The sequence below is a fragment of the Aliivibrio sifiae genome (assembly GCF_002954705.1).
In the GTDB taxonomy this organism is placed as follows: Bacteria; Pseudomonadota; Gammaproteobacteria; order Enterobacterales; family Vibrionaceae; genus Aliivibrio; species Aliivibrio sifiae_A.
In genome coordinates this window covers 6,053-23,662 of record NZ_MSCO01000002.1, presented here as the reverse complement: position 1 = coordinate 23,662, position 17,610 = coordinate 6,053, and the positions used below count along the sequence as shown (strand labels likewise).

Annotated in this window: 16 protein-coding genes; 4 read left to right on the top strand and 12 right to left on the bottom strand. The window is 37.5% G+C overall.

Features of this window, described 5'->3' with window-relative positions; genetic code table 11:
• Positions 1 to 60 precede the first annotated feature (60 nt).
• From map to BTO22_RS11155, 10 genes are all read right to left on the bottom strand, one after another.
• A complete protein-coding gene (gene map / locus BTO22_RS11200) occupies positions 61 to 840 on the bottom strand; it encodes a type I methionyl aminopeptidase (RefSeq protein WP_105055606.1) in 780 nt (259 codons plus the stop codon).
• Positions 830 to 1,057 carry a ParD-like family protein gene (locus BTO22_RS11195; RefSeq protein WP_105055605.1) on the bottom strand — a complete coding sequence of 76 codons (228 nt, stop codon included), beginning with the start codon at positions 1,055 to 1,057 and terminating at the stop codon, positions 830 to 832. Before BTO22_RS11195 ends, map begins: the two co-directional genes overlap by 11 nt.
• 178 nt (positions 1,058 to 1,235) lie before the next feature.
• Positions 1,236 to 1,850 (bottom strand): porin family protein, encoded by a 615-nt coding sequence (locus tag BTO22_RS11190; protein WP_105055604.1) that lies wholly within the window; start codon positions 1,848 to 1,850, stop codon positions 1,236 to 1,238.
• 91 nt (positions 1,851 to 1,941) lie between these two features.
• Entirely contained in the window at positions 1,942 to 2,751 is an 810-nt protein-coding gene (locus tag BTO22_RS11185) for a helix-turn-helix domain-containing protein (protein WP_258132567.1), read from the bottom strand.
• 72 nt (positions 2,752 to 2,823) lie between these two features.
• Positions 2,824 to 3,141 carry a DUF6506 family protein gene (locus BTO22_RS11180; RefSeq protein ID WP_105055603.1) on the bottom strand — a complete coding sequence of 106 codons (318 nt, stop codon included), beginning with the start codon at positions 3,139 to 3,141 and terminating at the stop codon, positions 2,824 to 2,826.
• A 199-nt stretch (positions 3,142 to 3,340) separates the two neighbouring features.
• Positions 3,341 to 4,141, bottom strand: a complete 801-nt coding sequence (locus BTO22_RS11175; protein WP_060993073.1) for a Cof-type HAD-IIB family hydrolase — start codon at positions 4,139 to 4,141, stop codon at positions 3,341 to 3,343.
• 182 nt (positions 4,142 to 4,323) lie between these two features.
• Positions 4,324 to 7,476 (bottom strand): efflux RND transporter permease subunit, encoded by a 3,153-nt coding sequence (locus tag BTO22_RS11170; RefSeq protein ID WP_105055602.1) that lies wholly within the window; start codon positions 7,474 to 7,476, stop codon positions 4,324 to 4,326.
• 1 nt (position 7,477) lies between these two features.
• A complete protein-coding gene (locus BTO22_RS11165; RefSeq protein WP_060993071.1) occupies positions 7,478 to 8,596 on the bottom strand; it encodes an efflux RND transporter periplasmic adaptor subunit in 1,119 nt (372 codons plus the stop codon).
• A gap of 177 nt (positions 8,597 to 8,773) precedes the next feature.
• Complete coding sequence (rlmF, locus tag BTO22_RS11160) at positions 8,774 to 9,772, bottom strand: 23S rRNA (adenine(1618)-N(6))-methyltransferase RlmF (protein WP_105055601.1); 999 nt, start codon at positions 9,770 to 9,772, stop codon at positions 8,774 to 8,776.
• A 168-nt stretch (positions 9,773 to 9,940) separates the two neighbouring features.
• Positions 9,941 to 10,297 carry a YibL family ribosome-associated protein gene (locus BTO22_RS11155; RefSeq protein WP_060993069.1) on the bottom strand — a complete coding sequence of 119 codons (357 nt, stop codon included), beginning with the start codon at positions 10,295 to 10,297 and terminating at the stop codon, positions 9,941 to 9,943.
• Between the two features lie 86 nt (positions 10,298 to 10,383).
• On the opposite strand from BTO22_RS11155, the gene arfB reads away from it, so the two are divergent.
• The 3 genes from arfB to BTO22_RS11140 all read left to right on the top strand — a co-directional run bounded on the left by arfB (position 10,384) and on the right by BTO22_RS11140 (position 14,473).
• Positions 10,384 to 10,797 (top strand): alternative ribosome rescue aminoacyl-tRNA hydrolase ArfB, encoded by a 414-nt coding sequence (gene arfB, locus BTO22_RS11150; protein WP_060993068.1) that lies wholly within the window; start codon positions 10,384 to 10,386, stop codon positions 10,795 to 10,797.
• Entirely contained in the window at positions 10,797 to 12,716 is a 1,920-nt protein-coding gene (locus BTO22_RS11145) for a RecQ family ATP-dependent DNA helicase (RefSeq protein ID WP_105055600.1), read from the top strand. Before arfB ends, BTO22_RS11145 begins: the two co-directional genes overlap by 1 nt.
• Before the next feature lie 113 nt (positions 12,717 to 12,829).
• Positions 12,830 to 14,473 carry a DUF342 domain-containing protein gene (locus BTO22_RS11140; RefSeq protein ID WP_105055599.1) on the top strand — a complete coding sequence of 548 codons (1,644 nt, stop codon included), beginning with the start codon at positions 12,830 to 12,832 and terminating at the stop codon, positions 14,471 to 14,473.
• 94 nt (positions 14,474 to 14,567) lie between these two features.
• On the opposite strand, the gene punC is transcribed toward BTO22_RS11140, so the two are convergent.
• Positions 14,568 to 15,758, bottom strand: coding sequence for a purine nucleoside transporter PunC (gene punC / locus BTO22_RS11135; protein ID WP_105055598.1), 1,191 nt, complete (start codon positions 15,756 to 15,758; stop codon positions 14,568 to 14,570).
• Positions 15,759 to 15,891: 133 nt separating this feature from the next.
• On the opposite strand from punC, the gene punR reads away from it, so the two are divergent.
• A complete protein-coding gene (gene punR / locus BTO22_RS11130) occupies positions 15,892 to 16,800 on the top strand; it encodes a DNA-binding transcriptional activator PunR (protein ID WP_105055597.1) in 909 nt (302 codons plus the stop codon).
• 71 nt (positions 16,801 to 16,871) lie between these two features.
• On the opposite strand, the gene pdxH is transcribed toward punR, so the two are convergent.
• The gene (gene pdxH / locus BTO22_RS11125; RefSeq protein WP_105056546.1) at positions 16,872 to 17,507 is read right to left on the bottom strand and encodes a pyridoxamine 5'-phosphate oxidase; all 636 of its coding nucleotides are present in this window, start codon (positions 17,505 to 17,507) and stop codon (positions 16,872 to 16,874) included.
• Between the last annotated feature and the right edge of the window lie 103 nt (positions 17,508 to 17,610).

Below are 17,610 nucleotides of genomic sequence, written 5' to 3'. Positions count from 1 at the left end.
ATATCAAATAATATGCTTTCAACATATTAATAAAGTGGTGACAAAAAGAACAAATTACTCTTAAAGTAATGTCTCTTCTTCTCGCAATGTAAGAATTTCATAACCAGAGTTAGTGACTAATATTGTGTGCTCAGATTGAGCCGAAAGTTTCTTATCTCTCGTAACTACAGTCCAACCATCTTTTTTAGTTTTAACTTTTGCAGCTCCCTGATTAATCATTGGCTCAATAGTAAAGGTCATCCCCTCTTCAAGTATTAAACCACGATTTGGAGAACCATAATGAAGGATTTGTGGCCCTTCATGCATCTCTCGACCAATGCCATGACCGCAATATTCTTTTACGATACTATAACCATTAAACTCAGCATAACGTTGAATTGCATATCCAATATCACCAAGCCTAGCACCCGGCTTTACCTGCCTAATACCAGCCCACATAGCTTCATAAGTTATCTTAGCAAGTTGTTTTGCTAGAGGTGAAGCATCTGGCATAATAAACATTTTACTAGAATCAGTTATAAACCCATCTTTCTCTAAAGTAATATCTAAGTTAATAATATCTGTACTTTTGAGTATCTCTTTTACTTTGGGTACACCATGACAAACAACTTCATTAATAGATGAATTTAATACATATTGATAATCATACTGTCCCTTGCAAGCAGGACGAGCTTCCAATTCATTTACAATAAAATCTTCAACTTGATTATTAATATCCATTGTTGAAAGACCTGGTTTCATATAAAAGTCTAGCATTTTAAATACTTTTGCTAATAATCGACCAGAGTTACGCATTAACTCAATCTCTTCTTTCGTCTTAATAGTTATGCTATTGGACATAACTATCCTCTTTCGTAACGATAGTCTTAGAAGCTGATACTTCTGCTGATTTCAAAAGATTAGCAACAATCTGATTAAAAGATAATTGGGGATGAAGCTCAGCTAACATCCCCATTTTTATCCAAAATTCAGCTTGAGAATTAATAGAACGCGACATTACAGAGCTTGCTTTTCTTAACTCTTCATGAAGCTCATCTGATATTTTCACAATACCCATATTACACACGACTCATAAATAAAATATACATGAATTGTATACGAACCATATGTTAAATCAAGTTCTTCTCTAAGATTAACAATAAACGACGTCTTCTTGATTCTACCCGATGACTCTGATGAATTAAATCCAATAATCTCAAAAAAGCCCTAACGCATTGTTAGGGTTTTATGACTAATTAGAATCGATATGCAGCACTTATATAGAGTGTACTTAAATTAAGAAAGTGATCTTCAGATATAGTGATATCAGAGTAAAGGTAAGTAACCTCTTCATCTGCAAAGAACAAATCAGCCTCATAACCAACCCTTAAGCTTAGAGAATTTAACCTCTGGGGCGTGTATTCAACCCCAAATCCATAATGAAACCCGATGTACTTTTCATCATTTAATGCTTTTTTAGATTCATTAATATCAATGCTCGATAACCCCGCAATGCCAAAAGGTCGTAAACCATTATTAAATGTATAACCCACATTTGCTGCAATAGAGAGTGACTCAGGAGACCAACTGTATGTATTTCCCCCTCCAAATAAAGGCGTAGTAACATTTATATCACCATATTTAGTATATTGCGCTTCAAGAGCTACAATTCGATTAAACTGATAGCCAGCAATAAATTTAAATGTATTTCCGTCTTCATCAACTGATAATGTATTAAACAAATCATCGTAATCATTTAGTGTCGTAGACCCAACACCAATACCAGCATAAAATTTTCGCATCTCGTTAGCTTGAGAAAATGTAGCTATAAATAGTGGGCTTAAAATAACGAGTGTTTTAATAAAATTCATATTCTTAATAAAAATCCAAGTAAATGTATATTTTCAATTAAATATAGAGAGGAGTATTCCCAGTGAAATAAATAATAACGACTGCTAGCTATCATTTATTGTAGTGATTCAGCATAAAATTTTCTTTTGTGAGATACTTTTTAGGTGATGTTCCTGTAAAGTATCGAAACTCCTTAATAAAATGAGACTGATCGTAATAACCATTATCTAAGGCAATATCCACATAATTATTATCTGCATTATTCAACTGCATACGTAACGTTGATTGAAATCGTGCTGTACGTTCAAAATACTTGGCATCAACTCCTGTATACAATTTGAATTTACGTTGAAAAGTTCGTTTACTCATATTTACCTCTAGCTGTAATTCATTGATCCCTCGATAGTTATTTTGATAGTAAGTTCTATCAATAGCCCATGTAATCGCAGACGAAGTTAAAATCCTAGGGTTAACTCTTCCCATTAGCCATGATTCAAGTAAGTGTATTTTTTCAGCGTAATTAGACTTAATAATAATGCGTTCTATTAATTCTTCTGGTAAAAATTGATACATATCGATTATTTGATCAGATAGTTCATCCATAGGAATACCAAAAATAGAATAGCAACCACTAGAACGAAATCTAATAGAAATAAGTTGGCTTTCTCCTATCTTTTTAAATTTAAACGTCGTTCTTCGTGGACAAATAAGTACGCTTTGCCCAGTTAATAATAAATGATGAAATGGTTGTGAAATAACCAATGGACCACCAGTGTTAATTAATAACTCAGCTCCCGTCCCTGGAAGAATATCGGGAACATAAGGATGATGTGTACTTTTCCATAGCCAATAATGCGCAATAAAAGGTGAAAGTTGTTGATTGGGTTTAATACGATTTATATGCAAAATAGTAGCAGCCAAATTATATTCATACGAAATGATAATGATGGTAGCTCATATTATCATTACAATAAATGATAATATGAACAATTATTATTTAGATATAAATAACGTATCACCACTAACATTATCTAAACAAGGATGATGATCAAAACGAACAACACCAATTGGAATACGTCCGGCAACTACTTTAGATATTTCAGCGACTCCTTGATGACCAAAGCCACCACATAATTCAATTGCTTTAATGCCTTCTTTTTCAAGCCCATCTATAGAATCACATGCTTCTTGGTAACTGGATACCGCTAGAGTTTTAACATGAACTTCAGGGGTTATCACCCATGAAGAGTTAGAGTTTGCATTCGTTTCTGGTGCAATAAAAATAAATACGGCTTTAAATATTGTTGTCATTTTTCGTTACCTCTGTGTGATTTCCGATAATAATACGAATAATCACACTGGTAATATTGTAGAAATACGCCAAATTTAAACAGTTAGACCTAATTAATAATCAACACTGCGCAAATCGAAATTAGATATATTTATATCCAGGAAGCGTAAGTCAAACTCCTCCATTACAATATTTTATTATTTATTTGGAAGTGTAAATCTATACTTCAAGATAAGAGCGGATAACACTAAAAACACCCGCATCTTTATTACTTGGAGCCATAAAACGGGCTGTCTCTTTCACTTTTTGATGTGCGTTTTCCATTGCGTAAGAGTAGTAACTCTCTTGCAGCATTTCTAAATCATTTAAATAATCACCAAAACTCATTGTCTCTTCAAAACTAAAACCAAGCGTATTTTGTAGATGCTTAATTGCCGCACCTTTCGATGCTTCTGCATTCATAACATCTAGCCAGATCTTAGCACTGACTACTACTTGATGACTGCTACCAAAATTAGCATCAAAAGATGGGAAAACAAACTCTTCTGTTCCATCAAAATGACAAATTGCAACTTTGATAAACTCATCGTCAACCGCAAGAAGATCTTCTACATACTGGCAACGTTGGTAGTATTTTGAAAACTCAGCTAAGGCTTTTGGATCTTGAGTTTCGATGTAGGCTGAGTTTTTCCCGCAAAGTACAATCTGCGTACCTTCGATTGAACGTGCTGTTTGAATGATGTTAATTATCGACGGTGTGTCCATCGAGCAACTGTATAATTCTTTACCTTGATGCATTACTAGCGTGCCATTCTCCGCAATAAACATCATGCGGTCTTTCACTGGCTTGAAGGTTTCTAATAAACTGTAATATTGACGCCCAGAAGCTGCGGCAAACATGATGTTATTATCTTCCAGTTGTTGATAGATCTCGAAGAAACTTGGATCTAATTGACTATGTTCATTAAGCAGTGTGCCATCCATATCGGCAGCAATAAATTTTACGTTGTGTTTTGACATTAATGGGTACTCTGAGAAAAGAAAATTAAATGCGTGGAGTCATATGAGAAAGGTCGAGTATATACCTTCGTATTCTTTGCTTCGAACGGATCGCATTCAAAATGAGATCTTAATATCAAGAAGCACCAAAACAAAAAGGAGCCACGAAGGCTCCTTTGATAACTATTAATTAAGACAATGATTTACTCATCATCAATTGAAACTAGCTTAGTGCTGCCGCCATGGAGTTTCTCACGACGACTCTGTACCATGGCATAGAAGCCAGGGATAAGTAACGTACCTACCAGTAGCACGCACAGTAAGCCGCCAATCAGTGACACTCCTAATGAGTTCTGACTGATATAACCTGCACCTGATGCAAATACCAGAGGAAAAATGCCTAGGATAAATGACCATGACGTCATGTTCACCGCTCTGAATCGTAGACGCCCACCATTTACTGACGCACTATCTAAATCAGTCTCTTTCTCTTCTCGTTCGTTCTTAGCAAACTCAACAATCAAGATGGCATTTTTAGCAGCTAATGCAATTAACAGAACCAGACCAATTTGAGCGTATAGATTCAATGGCATTCCGGCTAAATTCAAAGCCACAAAAGAGCCTAATGTTGCAACCGGAACCACAAGAATAATCGCCAGAGGAATACTCCAACTCTCGTATTGTGCCACCATAAACAAATAGATAAAGATCAGCGCTAAGGCGAACGCATAAATCGCTTGGTTACCCGCTTTTACTTCTTGGTAAGCCATGCCTGTCCACTCATATTGGTAACCGTGAGGAAGCACCTCAGCGGCAACACGCTCCATCGCAGCAATTGCATCACCACTTGAATACCCTTCTGCAGGTTGGCCTTGAATAACGGCTGAACGGTACATGTTATAACGCCACGCTACATCAGGTTCAAATACCGTGTCATAAGTAACCAGTGTACTTAGTGGCACCATTTGACCAGAGCTTGCACGAACATGGAATTTATCCAAATCATCCATACTGCTGCGGTACTCACTGTCCGCTTGCATGGTTACGCGGAAATTCTTACCAAACATGGTAAAATCATTGACGTACATTGACCCCAAATTACCTTGCAGCGTTTGGAAGATAGAACCTAATGAAACCCCTAATTGCTTTGCTTTTTCACGATCAATATCCACATAGTAATGCGGAACGTTGGCACGGAATGTACTGAAAGTATATTGGATTTCAGGCTGCTGATTAGCAGTCTGGATCATCTCATTCATTACGTTAGCTAAATCGGTACGATTACGACCTAACGTATCTTCTAAGACAAATTCAAAACCAGAAGCTGCTCCCATCCCCGGAACCGCTGGCGCACCCATTGCAAAGATCACCGCTTCTGGTAGTTCCATTGCTGCACGGCCGTTGATACGATTTGTAATAGCAAATGAAGAGTTATCCCCTTCCATATCATTACGTGCATCCCACGGTTTTAATTTCACAAACAAAGACGCACCATTTGATGCAGCAGCACCAGTTAAGAATGCATAGCCATTTGCAACGGTAACACCATCAACGCCTTGCTCTTGCTCTACAATCTCTAGTAATTTTGCAGACACTTCTTCAGTACGAGATAGAGATGCTGAATCTGGTAACTGCACGTTAACCAATAAGATCCCTTTATCTTCTTGAGGAACAAAGGCAGTAGAGGTATTTTTTGCAAGGTAAGTTACCGAGCCAAGAGCCACAGCAAAGAACATCATCAGGATCATTGTTTTTCGAACAAAGAAGCCTGCAATTTCACCGTATTTATTAGTTACATTATCCAAACCACGGTTGAACGCTTTAAACCAACGAGCCGTATTATCTCCGCCCTGTTTCAGCACCAAAGAACATAATGCAGGAGAAAGCGTTAACGCATTAATTGATGAAATAACAACAGCAATACAGATGGTTAATGCGAACTGACGATACATAATACCTGTAATACCAGGAAGCATAGCGACAGGAATAAACACCGCAAGCAGTACCAATGTAGAAGTAACAATCGGTCCTGTAACTTCTTTCATTGCCATTAAGGTGGCTTTTCTAGGGCTTAACGAAGGGTCACGCTTCATGATGGTATCGACGTTTTCGATAACCAAAATAGCATCATCCACCACGATACCAATCGCTAGGATCAAACCAAATAACGTCACGGTATTGATCGTGAATCCCGTCATTAGCATCACAGCAAACGTACCAATTAACGAGACTGGGATTGCGACGACAGGAATTAAGGTTGCACGTGCGCTGCCTAAGAACAGATACGTTACCGCTATTACTAATAAAATCGCTTCAATTAGCGTTTTAATAACCCCTTTAATTGATTCTGCAACAAACAAGGTGGTGTCATAACTGGTTTCATACGACATTCCTTCAGGGAAGGTTACGCTGAGTTTATCTAGCATCTCCATCACCGCTTTACCACTTTCCAATGCGTTTGCATCCGATTGCAGAGAAAGCGTTACGATAGACGCATCTTGACCTCTAAATTGACCATTACCATCGTAGAATTTTTTACCTAACTCTACACGTGCAATGTCTTTTAGATAAACTGATGAACCGTCGTTATTGGCACGAAGTACCACATTTTCAAACTCTTCAACCGACTCTAAACGTCCTTTTGTCACCAAGTTAAACTGCACATCTTGCGCGCTTGCATAAGGTGCAGCACCAATTTTACCCGCAGCAACTTGTACGTTTTGTTCCGCCAATGAAGCATGAACATCAGAGGTGGTTAATCCTAAGTTGGTCATTTTGTCAGGATCTAGCCAAACACGCATTGCGTATTCACCACCACCAATAACCCCAACTTCACTTATTCCAGTAACACGTGCTAATTGATCTTTAATGTTCAAATTTACATAGTTAACCAAAAACTGATCATCGTATTTTCCATCAGGAGAATAGAAGTTCAGCACCATTAACAAGTCAGGCGAACGCTTCTTAACTGTCACGCCAACCATTCGAACTTCTTGTGGCAGTTTAGATTCTATCTGCGCCACGCGGTTCTGAACGTTAACCTGAGCCATATCTGGGTCAGTACCCACATCAAAGGTCACGTTCAGAGAGTACGATCCGTCATTGGCACTTTTAGAAGACATATAAATCATGTTTTCAACGCCGTTGACCGAGGTTTCTATCGGGTCGGCAATGGCTTGCTCTACCACCTCTGCACTTGCTCCTGTGTAGTAAGCATTTACGCTTACTGAAGGCGGACTTATTTTTGGGTATTCCGCCACAGGAAGAATAGCGAGTGCGATAGCTCCGGCAAGAGTGAGTATGATAGAAATAACCAGAGCAAATTTAGGACGCTGTATAAAAAATCGACTTAACATATTAAGACCCCGTGTTCTCTAGACGAACCTGAACTCCGTTTCTTACACGTTGTAATCCTTTCACTAACACTTGTTCATTTGCTTCTAAACCCGAGTTAATAATCACGCCTTCTGGTAATTGTTTACCGAGCGTAACATTGCGTCTTTCAACAATATTTCCTTCTGTTAATACCATGACAAAACTGCCTTCTAAATCACTCTGTACTGCTCGTCTTGGTGTCACAACAACTTCAGTGGGTGTTTTTTCACGTAGATTTACATTGATATGCTGGCCAGGTAAAAGCGTATAATCAGGATTATCTACCAAGGCTCTAAGTGTTAATGTACCCGTAGTTTGATCAATACGGTTACCAATGTAATCAATCTTACCTAGGTGCTTATACTCTTGATCATTTTCAAGATTAAGTACCACTTCCACTTGATTAGATGCTCCAGCACCATCGCCTTTAACTTGATCAATACCCATCAATAAACGCTCACGCTCACTAATAGTAAAACGAGTTTGAATTGGGTCTAAACTAACTAAGGTAGTTAATGGACCAGAAGCAGAGGAAACTAAATCACCAATACTGACTTTACTGTCGCTGATACGGCCAGAGAATGGCGCAACGATAGTCGTATATGAAAGGTTAACTTCAGCAAGGTTTAATTGTGCTTTAGCCGATTCAACTTGTGCTTCACCACTGAGTAGTTGAGCCGTTAAGCCATCAAATTCAGCTTGGCTAATATTACCTTTTGGTAGCAGATTTTTACCACGTTTAAAATCAAGCTGTGCTTTCTTTAATGCTGCATTAGCTTGAGTAATTCCGGCTTTAGCGTTAGCAACTTGGGCTTGGAAAGAAGAAGGATCTATTTGAAATAAAACATCGCCCTTATTGACCATTTGGCCTTCTTTGAACGAACGAGACTGAATGTAGCCAGAAACGTGAGCAACAATAGAGGCATCTTCCATTGCTTCGATACGACCAATATAGGTTTTGCCTTGTTGATATTGAACGGACTCAACGGTATGAGCAGCAACTAAAGGGGCTTGAGGTGCATTTTTATTGGTAGCTTCGTCACTGCAACCAACCAATAAGGCAGCGCTAACTAAAGAAGCAAGAAGTGTTTTTGATTTCATAAAATAACCATTTAACTGTCGAATTACAGGTATTCTGACAGTTAAATGATTGAAATTATTCGATTAAAATTAGAGAGATTGTTACTGAATGTGTCTGTAATTTACGTTGAGTCAAATTTAGAAACAGTTCACAACTAACTTATTGATATATAATAAATTTCGTCTAATTCTAAAAGCTTACAAATTTACATTCGCTTGGAATGTCCACGCTACAAAACGACTGATTTTTTGGCCTTGAGCCATATCTACTGTTTTGATAGTTTTAACACCCAATCTTGCTAATTCTTGATAAAGCGCATCAACGTTTTCTTTCTTAGAAATTAATGTTGTGAACCACTGTACTTGCAGTGCAAATTCACAGCTTTCTTTTGCCATTTGAGTAATGAATGCTAATTCACCGCCTTCACACCAAAGCTCTGCTTTTTGTCCGCCAAAGTTTAGTTTTTTAACGCCTTTTAATTCATTATAAGCGTGGCCTTTCTTCGATTTATTCGTTGCTAGGTTTTGTTGTTTACGCTCTGAACCTGCTGTCGCTTCTGCTTCTGATGCATGAAACGGAGGATTACACATAGTAAATGCGAACTCATCTTGAGGTTTAATAATACCTCTGAAGATATTTTCATCATTTTTTTGTACACGACACTCAATGCCTTTATGCAGGCTTGGGTTATTATTCGCAATAAACGACGCCATCTTGATTGCTTGTGGGTCGATATCAGAACCAACAAAATTCCACTTATATTCACGGTGCCCAATGATTGGGTAAACACAGTTAGCACCAATGCCAATGTCTAAACCGCGAACATTTTTTCCTGTTGGGATCTCACCATCATTCGTGATCGCAAGTAAATCTGCAATGTTATGAATGTAATCTGCACGGCCTGGAATTGGTGGGCATAAATAGCCTTCTGGAATATCCCAAAATGGCACATTGTAAAAATGCGCTAATAAGGCTTTGTTTAACGCTTTTACTGCCATTGGATCTGAAAAGTTAATTGACTCATTACCATATTGATTCATTTCAACAAATGCTTTCAGTTCAGGACAAGTTGCAATCAGTGCTGGAAAATCATAATTTGCATTATGCTTGTTACGCGGGTGCAATGATTTTTTAATCGGAGCTTCGTTATTATTCTTAGATGCCGATTGATTTTTTGAAAAATGAGAATGAGACATGTGAACTCAATGGTAATAAATAATGGCGGATATAATAGCTTATCTTCAGCATAATTACTTTAAATAACGTCGATAAAACTACGTGAAATAATACTCTTTGATGCATAAAAAAAGCATCAAATGTGCACTGACATTAGATGCTTTTTTATCAAAAAATAAACGTATTAATTAGAATGCTTGAGGAGCAAAACCTGTCATTTCTTTAAGACCAAGTTCTTTGCCTAAAGCAGTCATTGGATGAACAACAACTAGACCACGTACTGATTTCTTCAGTTTGCCCATGTCAGCTTGCTCAGCTTTAGTAATCGCACGTTTGAATTCAAGGTTACGAACTTCAGTTCCTTTGTTCCCTGTTTCAAATTGCTTTTTACCATTTAATTTTGCTACTTTCTTTTCTAGCGTTTGGATTTCATGCAAAAACTGTTTAACGACAGGTTGATCGTCACGCTTTTGTGCAGCGTCTAAACGATGCTTACAACGATCTAAACGGTTATGAATTTTTTGCAGTTCTTCTTTTACACTCATGAAATTACCTTTGTATTGAAAATGGTGCGTATCGACGCTACCTGGTAGTATACCCCCTAATAGAAGAACGATCATAGGTTTATTACATGTTAACCATTTCAAATTACGTTCAGTTGGCCAGTTGGGAAATTGAACTCACCGCGATTAGAGCACAAGGTGCTGGTGGTCAAAATGTCAATAAAGTCTCAAGTGCGATTCATTTGCGCTTTGATATCAATAACTCAAGCCTCCCCCCTTTCTATAAAGAACGACTATTGAAAATGAAAGACAGTCGTATTACCAAAGAAGGGATTATCGTTATTAAGGCACAGCAATTTAGAACGCAAGAAAAAAACCGTGACGACGCACTTGAACGCTTAAAAACCTTAATCATATCAGCGGCTGAAACTCAAAAAGCACGCCGAGAAACCAAACCCACTCGCAGTTCTCAACGTAAACGTGTGGATAATAAAACACAACGCGGCCAAACTAAAAGCATGAGAAAGAAGGTAGATTACTAATGACATACCAGCAGACATTAAAAGACGTATTTGGTTTTGACTCTCTAAGAGGTGGCCAGCAACACGTTATTGAAAAAGTACTCAATGGTCATTCGTCTGCTGCTATCTTTCCGACAGGCTCAGGAAAGTCATTATGCTACCAATTGCCTGCACTTTTATTACCCAATCTAACGTTGGTTATTTCACCCTTACTTGCTTTGATGAAAGATCAAATTTCATTTTTAAAAAGCAAAGGCATTGCCGCCGCATCAATTGATTCAACTCAAACTAGAGAAGAGACTCAAGCGATACTGCAAGGGGTACGAAATGGCGAAATTAAAATTTTGATGATCTCAGTAGAGCGCTTAAAGAACGAGCGTTTTCGTCAGTTTATCGCTCAAATCAATATTTCATTATTGGTCGTCGATGAAGCACACTGTATCTCTGAGTGGGGCCACAATTTTAGACCCGATTATCTTAAACTACCTCAAGACAGAGAAGCATTAAATATCCCAAACGTCTTGTTATTAACGGCAACGGCAACGCCTGCAGTTATTGAAGATATGAGTAAAAAATTCAAAATAGATAAAGACGATATTGTCATTACTGGTTTTTATCGCCCTAATTTAGATATTTCAATTATTCCTGTGGAAGAAGAGCAAAAACGTTCTGCTTTATTTGCCACATTACAACAAAGACCAAACCAACCAAGTATCGTTTATGTCACGCTACAACAAACAGCTGAGAATGTGGCTCAATGGCTTCAAAGCAATGGCATTCAAGCCAAAGCCTATCATGCAGGTCTGAAACACGATATCAGGGAAGACATTCAACATAAATTCATGCATGGTGAACTTAACTGTATTGTCGCCACCATAGCATTTGGAATGGGTGTCGATAAATCGGATATTCGTCAAGTTATTCACTTTGATTTACCTAAATCAATTGAAAACTATTCACAAGAAATTGGACGTGCGGGTCGAGATGGTAACCCATCTTTTTGTACCGTGCTTGCCAATACTTCTGGACTGAATGTTCTAGAAAACTTTGTTTATGGAGATACACCCGATAAAGAAGCGATTCAATATGTACTGGATGATATCTATAAATCTTCTGATACATGGGAAACCCAATTACTACGCTTATCTAAAGACAGTAATGTTCGCCAACTCCCATTAAAAACACTGTTAGTTTATTTGGAACTCAAGAAAATAATCCAAGCAAAATACAGTTATTATGCAGATTATCGATTTAAAACCTTAATTCCAGTGAATGATATTATTGGTAAATTCCAAACTGAACGCCAGTATTTTGTATCCACAGTTTTTCAGTGTTCTCCAAAATCAAGAACATGGCACACAGTGGATTTTGATGCGCTTTGGATTGGTTACCAAGCTGAACGTAAGCGTGTCATTGCAGCATTAGATTACTTTCACGAACAAGGTTGGATAGAGCTTGAAAGTAAGTTAATGACTGAAGTTTACCAAGTATTAAATAAAGTAGAGAGCACTCACGTACTTTCTCAAGAACAACATCAGCTGTTCAAAAATAAAGAAGAAAGTGAAATTAATCGTATTCATGCCATGCTCGATTTCTTTGAAACAAAGACATGTTTAAGCCATTCCTTAGCGAATTACTTTGCTGATTTTAACGCACCAGTACAATGCGGCCATTGTTCAGCTTGTCGTTCTGAAGGCGCTCATTTACCAAGAAATAATTTTGTCTTTGTGGCAGATGACGAACAAGTAAAAAATTGGTGCCAAGAATTACAAAATGGCAGTAAAGAACCTCTTGCCAATGCTGTTTTTGCTCGTTTTTTATGTGGAATACCAACACCTTTAACGACAAAAATTAAAGCAAATAAAATGCAAGGATACGCGAAATTTGAATCTCAACCATTTTTTGAAGTACTCGAATTAGTCGGAAAATTAAATGGATAATTTATAAAATGTGAGCGTGTTGGCACTTATTTACATATTTCGTAAACCCCATACGCTATAAGTGATAATGTTCTTTCTTAATGCTGAGAATTCAGCACCTATTGGGAGAGAATATGATCGATCACTTTTTGGTATTTTCAGATAATAAATCTGTTATACGTTTTATTGTTCCTGAAAATACAACATTAAACCAATCTATTGAGGTAATGCATTTTCATCAAGCATTACACTCAATTGGTGCTGATCAATTTTATCTTTTTGAAAATAAAGTAGAAGAAATTATCGTTGCAATTAATAAAGGCAGCCTTAGTTCTATTGATGATACTGTGATAGCACAACGCCTAAATGCTCAATTATCTATCCACATTCAAGACGATGAAATGAAAGCCTCTATGACGGTAACTGGTGCTTATGGCGGGCAACCTCTACGCGGTCCTGCCATTATTACAGCATTAACAGAAAATAGAATATTAAAAGGCATACAGAAAGAAAGCCTTAAAACCTTATTATTAAAAAGCAAAGATCTTGCTTCTGGTGAAACCTATTCTAAAGTCATTGCTATTGGTCGAGAAGCTATACCAGGGCAAGACACACTATTTGAAGCGTTAGTTCCTAATGTAAAAGAACGTATTCTACAACCACAAGAAACCGACGATGGTCATGTGGATATGCGAAATTTAGGGGAAGTTATTAGTGTTAAGAAAAATACGCCATTAATGAAACGTATCCCTGCAACACAAGGAGTTAATGGTAAAACGATTACAGGCAAAATAGTAATTGCCACACCAGGAAATGATTCCCCATTCCAACTTTACTCTGGCTCCTCTCTTTCTCCAAATAATCCTGAATTACTCATTTCTGATATTGATGGTACACCACTGATTCACAAAGCAGGCGTTGGTATCGATAATTTGCTAACACTAAAAAGTGTTAATGCAACGACTGGACACGTTTCATTTGAAGGCAGTATTTTTGTACAAGAAGATATTGAATCAGGAATGAAAGTGACCGCAACAGGTTCTATTACCGTAGGCGGTTTTATTGAAAATGCTGAGGTAACGGCAAAACATGATATTACCGTAATGAATGGCATTATAGGTCGCCCTGTACACGATGATGATAACTTAACTTGCGTACTCAAAGCAGAAGGGTCTATAACCAGTAAACTTGCTCAAAATGCATATTTAATGGCTCATAACGACATTCATATTACTCTTCATGCGAACCATTGTTTAGTGGAATCATTAGGCTCTATTTATGTTCTAGATAAAACAGAGAGAAATGGCACCATCAGTGGAGGCAGTCTTACCGCTAATGGCTCGATTAAAACGGCCAATTTAGGCATTGAAGGAGGGGCTTATACTAAGGTTCATGCTTTTCATAATTTTAATGAGCAAAAAGAAAACCTGCATTCACTCCAAAAACATCTAGATGATGTAAGCGCTCAAGTTGTAAAAATTGCACAAATAAATATTGAACGACAGTCTCCAGAATTAGCAGAGAAGATATTGCGCTCAAAAGAAAAATCAACTCAAGATTTGCAGGTTATAAAATCAAAATTAGCCAAAGAACAGATCATCTTTAATGCAAATTTAAAAGATAATCATGTATTTGTTACTAATAAAATATTTCCAAGAGTAGATGTCCAATTTAACACTGAACATTTAGTCACAAAAAGAGAATATAGCCCAAGTAAAATATCCTACTCTGGTTATGACATAGATATTGAACCTGTCATGACCAAGAAAAAATCATGACTAAACCAATCCAATATCACCTTTAAAAAGACAAAAAATAGCATTGGCGGTTACGCTCAATGCTATTTTTTATGATGTTATTTAAAGAGTATTACTACTCAGCTAATACCATTTTTTCTTCTTTATTTGATTTAAATATCAATACAGCACCAATGAATAAGAACACCAATTGTAGCAGCATAATACTACCCATTGAGATAGGACCTAAATAGCTAATGCTTGATACCATTGCACTTGCAGCTACACAAAATAGCATTTGTAAAAAGTTTAATAGACCTGAAGCAACTGCGCTGCCTTCTTTAAAATCCATTAATGCGTTATTTACAACAATCGGATACACCGCACCATTCGCTGCTGCTAAGAAACAGAAAGGAATTAGCATTGGAATGATTGATGAAACGTCCATTCTCCACGAGATTAAAAATACTGTAACTACACTTGCAACAGATAGTTTCAAAATCCAAGGAAGTACTTTTTGGCTTTCAAAACGCTCTAGCGCCCAACGACAGCCGTAACCACCAACAATGAATGCTATTGTTTGTGGAATGTAGCTCAAACCAATATCTGCGCCTGAATAACCCATTTGCGTCATGACAAAAGGTGAGCCAGTTAACCACGCAAAGAAAATAGCAGAGCTTGCAGCGTAAATCAGCATGTTACCTGTGAATTTTTTTGACTTAATAACATCACGAAAAGTAATGGTTTTTACATTCGAATTTGCAGCTTGCGCTGGCTCTTTATCAGCAAACGTTCTTGCCGCTAGACCAACACCAATAACCGTTAATGTTACAAAAATCATCGACCAGCCATAGAACTTTTCAATTGCCGCACCAAGTAAAGGAGCCAGTGCAGGAGAGAGGGCAACTAGCGGCATAATCGTTGCGAAAATACGTTGAGATGTTTTTGCATCATAACGTTGAATCACCATCGCTTGCCAGATAACGTTTGCACTGCAAGCACCTAACGCTTGGAAGAAACGAGCAACTAATAGCATTTCGACACTGGTTGAAAATGAAGCAACTAAACTGCTTATTGCAAAAATGCTTAGACCAATGATTAATGATTTTTTCGTGCCTAATTTTTGAGTCAAACGCCCATAAAAAAGTTGACCAATGGCCATACCAAACAAGAAAATACTTAACGTTAGACCTATCATGCTTTCTGTTGTTGCCAGATCACCACGAATGATATCGAATGCTGGTAAATACATATCTGTAGCTAAAAAGCCCAACATACTTAGGCCAGCAAGCCAGATATAAGGAATAGATTGTTTTTGCTTATCCATGTTCTTTCTCCAAAGATGAACATATTTCTAGAATGATTTGCATTCTATTTGCTAGTTGCTACTCTTGTGAAACGATAATATTTGCACTTTGCATCAATATTTTTGATGTGAATAATTCACCATCAGGTTTTTTATGTTTTCTTATCACGAATTAATCACTATTGAGTCTGTAGCACGTCTTGGCAGTTTTAGTCACGCTGCTGAAGAATTGCACAAAGTACCGAGTGCAATTAGCTATACAATTAAGTCTGTTGAAGACCGCTTAACCGTGTCTCTTTTTACTCGTTTGCATCGTAAAGTAGAATTAACTGCTGCCGGTGAATATTTTGTAGAACAAGCAAGAAAACTGCTTAAAGAGATGGAAGATATACGTTTAAGTACACAACGAGTCGCTAATGGTTGGCAACAAAGTGTCTCTGTGGCACTAGATAACGTCGTTCGTGAAAATAGCGTAAACCAACTGGTTCGTGATTTTTATGCAACCTTCCCAGATATAGAGCTTCAATTGACAATGGAGGTATTTAATGGCGTATGGGACGCCTTAATGACAGGCAGAGCGGATATTGGTATTGGAGCAACGGCAACGATACCTATCGGTGGTAACTTCTCTTATCGTCCAATGGGGGAGCTTTCATGGGACTTTGTTATGAGTACAACTCACCCACTCGCAAACTATGACGGTGCAATCCCCGATTCTGAATTAATGAAATACCCTGTAATATGCCTAGAAGATACTTCTCGTATATTACCAAAACGAACAACTTGGCAGTTAGATAATCAACGTCGATTAATTGTTCCTAATTGGCACAGTGCTGAACAGTGCTTTATTGATGGTCTAGGTGTTGGTGTTATGCCGAGCCATAAAGCGAAGCGATTATTATCTTCTGGGCATATAATTAGTAAAAAAATCGAAAATAATATAGATCCAAGCCCTTGCTGTTTAGCATGGAATAAAAACAATCAATCCATCGCAATTCAGTGGCTACTAGATTATTTAGGTGATACAGAAAAACTTAACACTGAATGGTTAAAAGAGAGATAAAAAATACCGATGATCATAGATCATCGGTATTTTTATGAAATAATTAAGATCAAACCACAATTACGTCAAGATCATGGCGCTAATCGGTCAATCACCCATTCATCTTGATCTTTACTGTATAAAAAACGATCGTGCAAACGGCTATCACCACCTTGCCAAAACTCAATAGAATCGATTTTAATTCTAAAACCGCCCCAAAATTTTGGTACCGGAATTTCTCCTTTCGCAAATTTTTGTTTCAACTCAAGAAATTTTCCTTCTAATGCAGAGCGTGTTGTCAATCTACTGCTTTGTTTACTTGCCCAAGCTGCAATCTGACTTTCTTTTGGTCGTGAAGTGAAATACTTCATATTCTCCAATGCCGAAAGCTTTTCGGCTGTTCCTGTTATGTGAACTTGACGCTCAAGAGGATGCCACGGGAAATGCAATGAAATTTTACTATGATCTTCTAAATGCTGCGCCTTTCTAGAAGCAAGATTGGTGTAGAACACAAAGCCTGTCTTATCAAAATGTTTTAATAACACAATACGTTGAAAAGGCTGTCCATTCTTGTCAACCGTAGCGACTGTCATCGCAGTTGGATCTGTCAATTTAGCTTCAACAGCTTGTTTTAACCATAACTCAAACAGCTCAATCGGTTCCTGTGGTAAATCCGCTCTACGTAGACCACCAAGGCTATAATCCCGACGAATATCTTCTAATTCCATTACTGTATCTCCAACTGCTTTTTCTAAATTGTGCTCTTTTGAAATCATTTAATCAAGAGCCATTCTTAATGGTGGTATAACAAGTAAAAAGGGCCTCAAATAG

Coding starts and splice junctions, on each gene's coding strand:
- arfB (WP_060993068.1), top strand. CDS start 10,384: ATGTTAACCATTTCAAATTACGTTCAGTTGGCCAGTTGGGAAATTGAA.
- BTO22_RS11140 (WP_105055599.1), top strand. CDS start 12,830: ATGATCGATCACTTTTTGGTATTTTCAGATAATAAATCTGTTATACGT.
- BTO22_RS11195 (WP_105055605.1), bottom strand. CDS start 1,057: ATGGGTATTGTGAAAATATCAGATGAGCTTCATGAAGAGTTAAGAAAA.
- BTO22_RS11170 (WP_105055602.1), bottom strand. CDS start 7,476: ATGTTAAGTCGATTTTTTATACAGCGTCCTAAATTTGCTCTGGTTATT.
- BTO22_RS11165 (WP_060993071.1), bottom strand. CDS start 8,596: ATGAAATCAAAAACACTTCTTGCTTCTTTAGTTAGCGCTGCCTTATTG.
- rlmF (WP_105055601.1), bottom strand. CDS start 9,772: ATGTCTCATTCTCATTTTTCAAAAAATCAATCGGCATCTAAGAATAAT.
- BTO22_RS11175 (WP_060993073.1), bottom strand. CDS start 4,141: ATGTCAAAACACAACGTAAAATTTATTGCTGCCGATATGGATGGCACA.
- BTO22_RS11155 (WP_060993069.1), bottom strand. CDS start 10,297: ATGAGTGTAAAAGAAGAACTGCAAAAAATTCATAACCGTTTAGATCGT.
- punC (WP_105055598.1), bottom strand. CDS start 15,758: ATGGATAAGCAAAAACAATCTATTCCTTATATCTGGCTTGCTGGCCTA.
- map (WP_105055606.1), bottom strand. CDS start 840: ATGTCCAATAGCATAACTATTAAGACGAAAGAAGAGATTGAGTTAATG.
- BTO22_RS11145 (WP_105055600.1), top strand. CDS start 10,797: ATGACATACCAGCAGACATTAAAAGACGTATTTGGTTTTGACTCTCTA.
- BTO22_RS11180 (WP_105055603.1), bottom strand. CDS start 3,141: ATGACAACAATATTTAAAGCCGTATTTATTTTTATTGCACCAGAAACG.
- pdxH (WP_105056546.1), bottom strand. CDS start 17,507: ATGGAATTAGAAGATATTCGTCGGGATTATAGCCTTGGTGGTCTACGT.
- BTO22_RS11190 (WP_105055604.1), bottom strand. CDS start 1,850: ATGAATTTTATTAAAACACTCGTTATTTTAAGCCCACTATTTATAGCT.
- punR (WP_105055597.1), top strand. CDS start 15,892: ATGTTTTCTTATCACGAATTAATCACTATTGAGTCTGTAGCACGTCTT.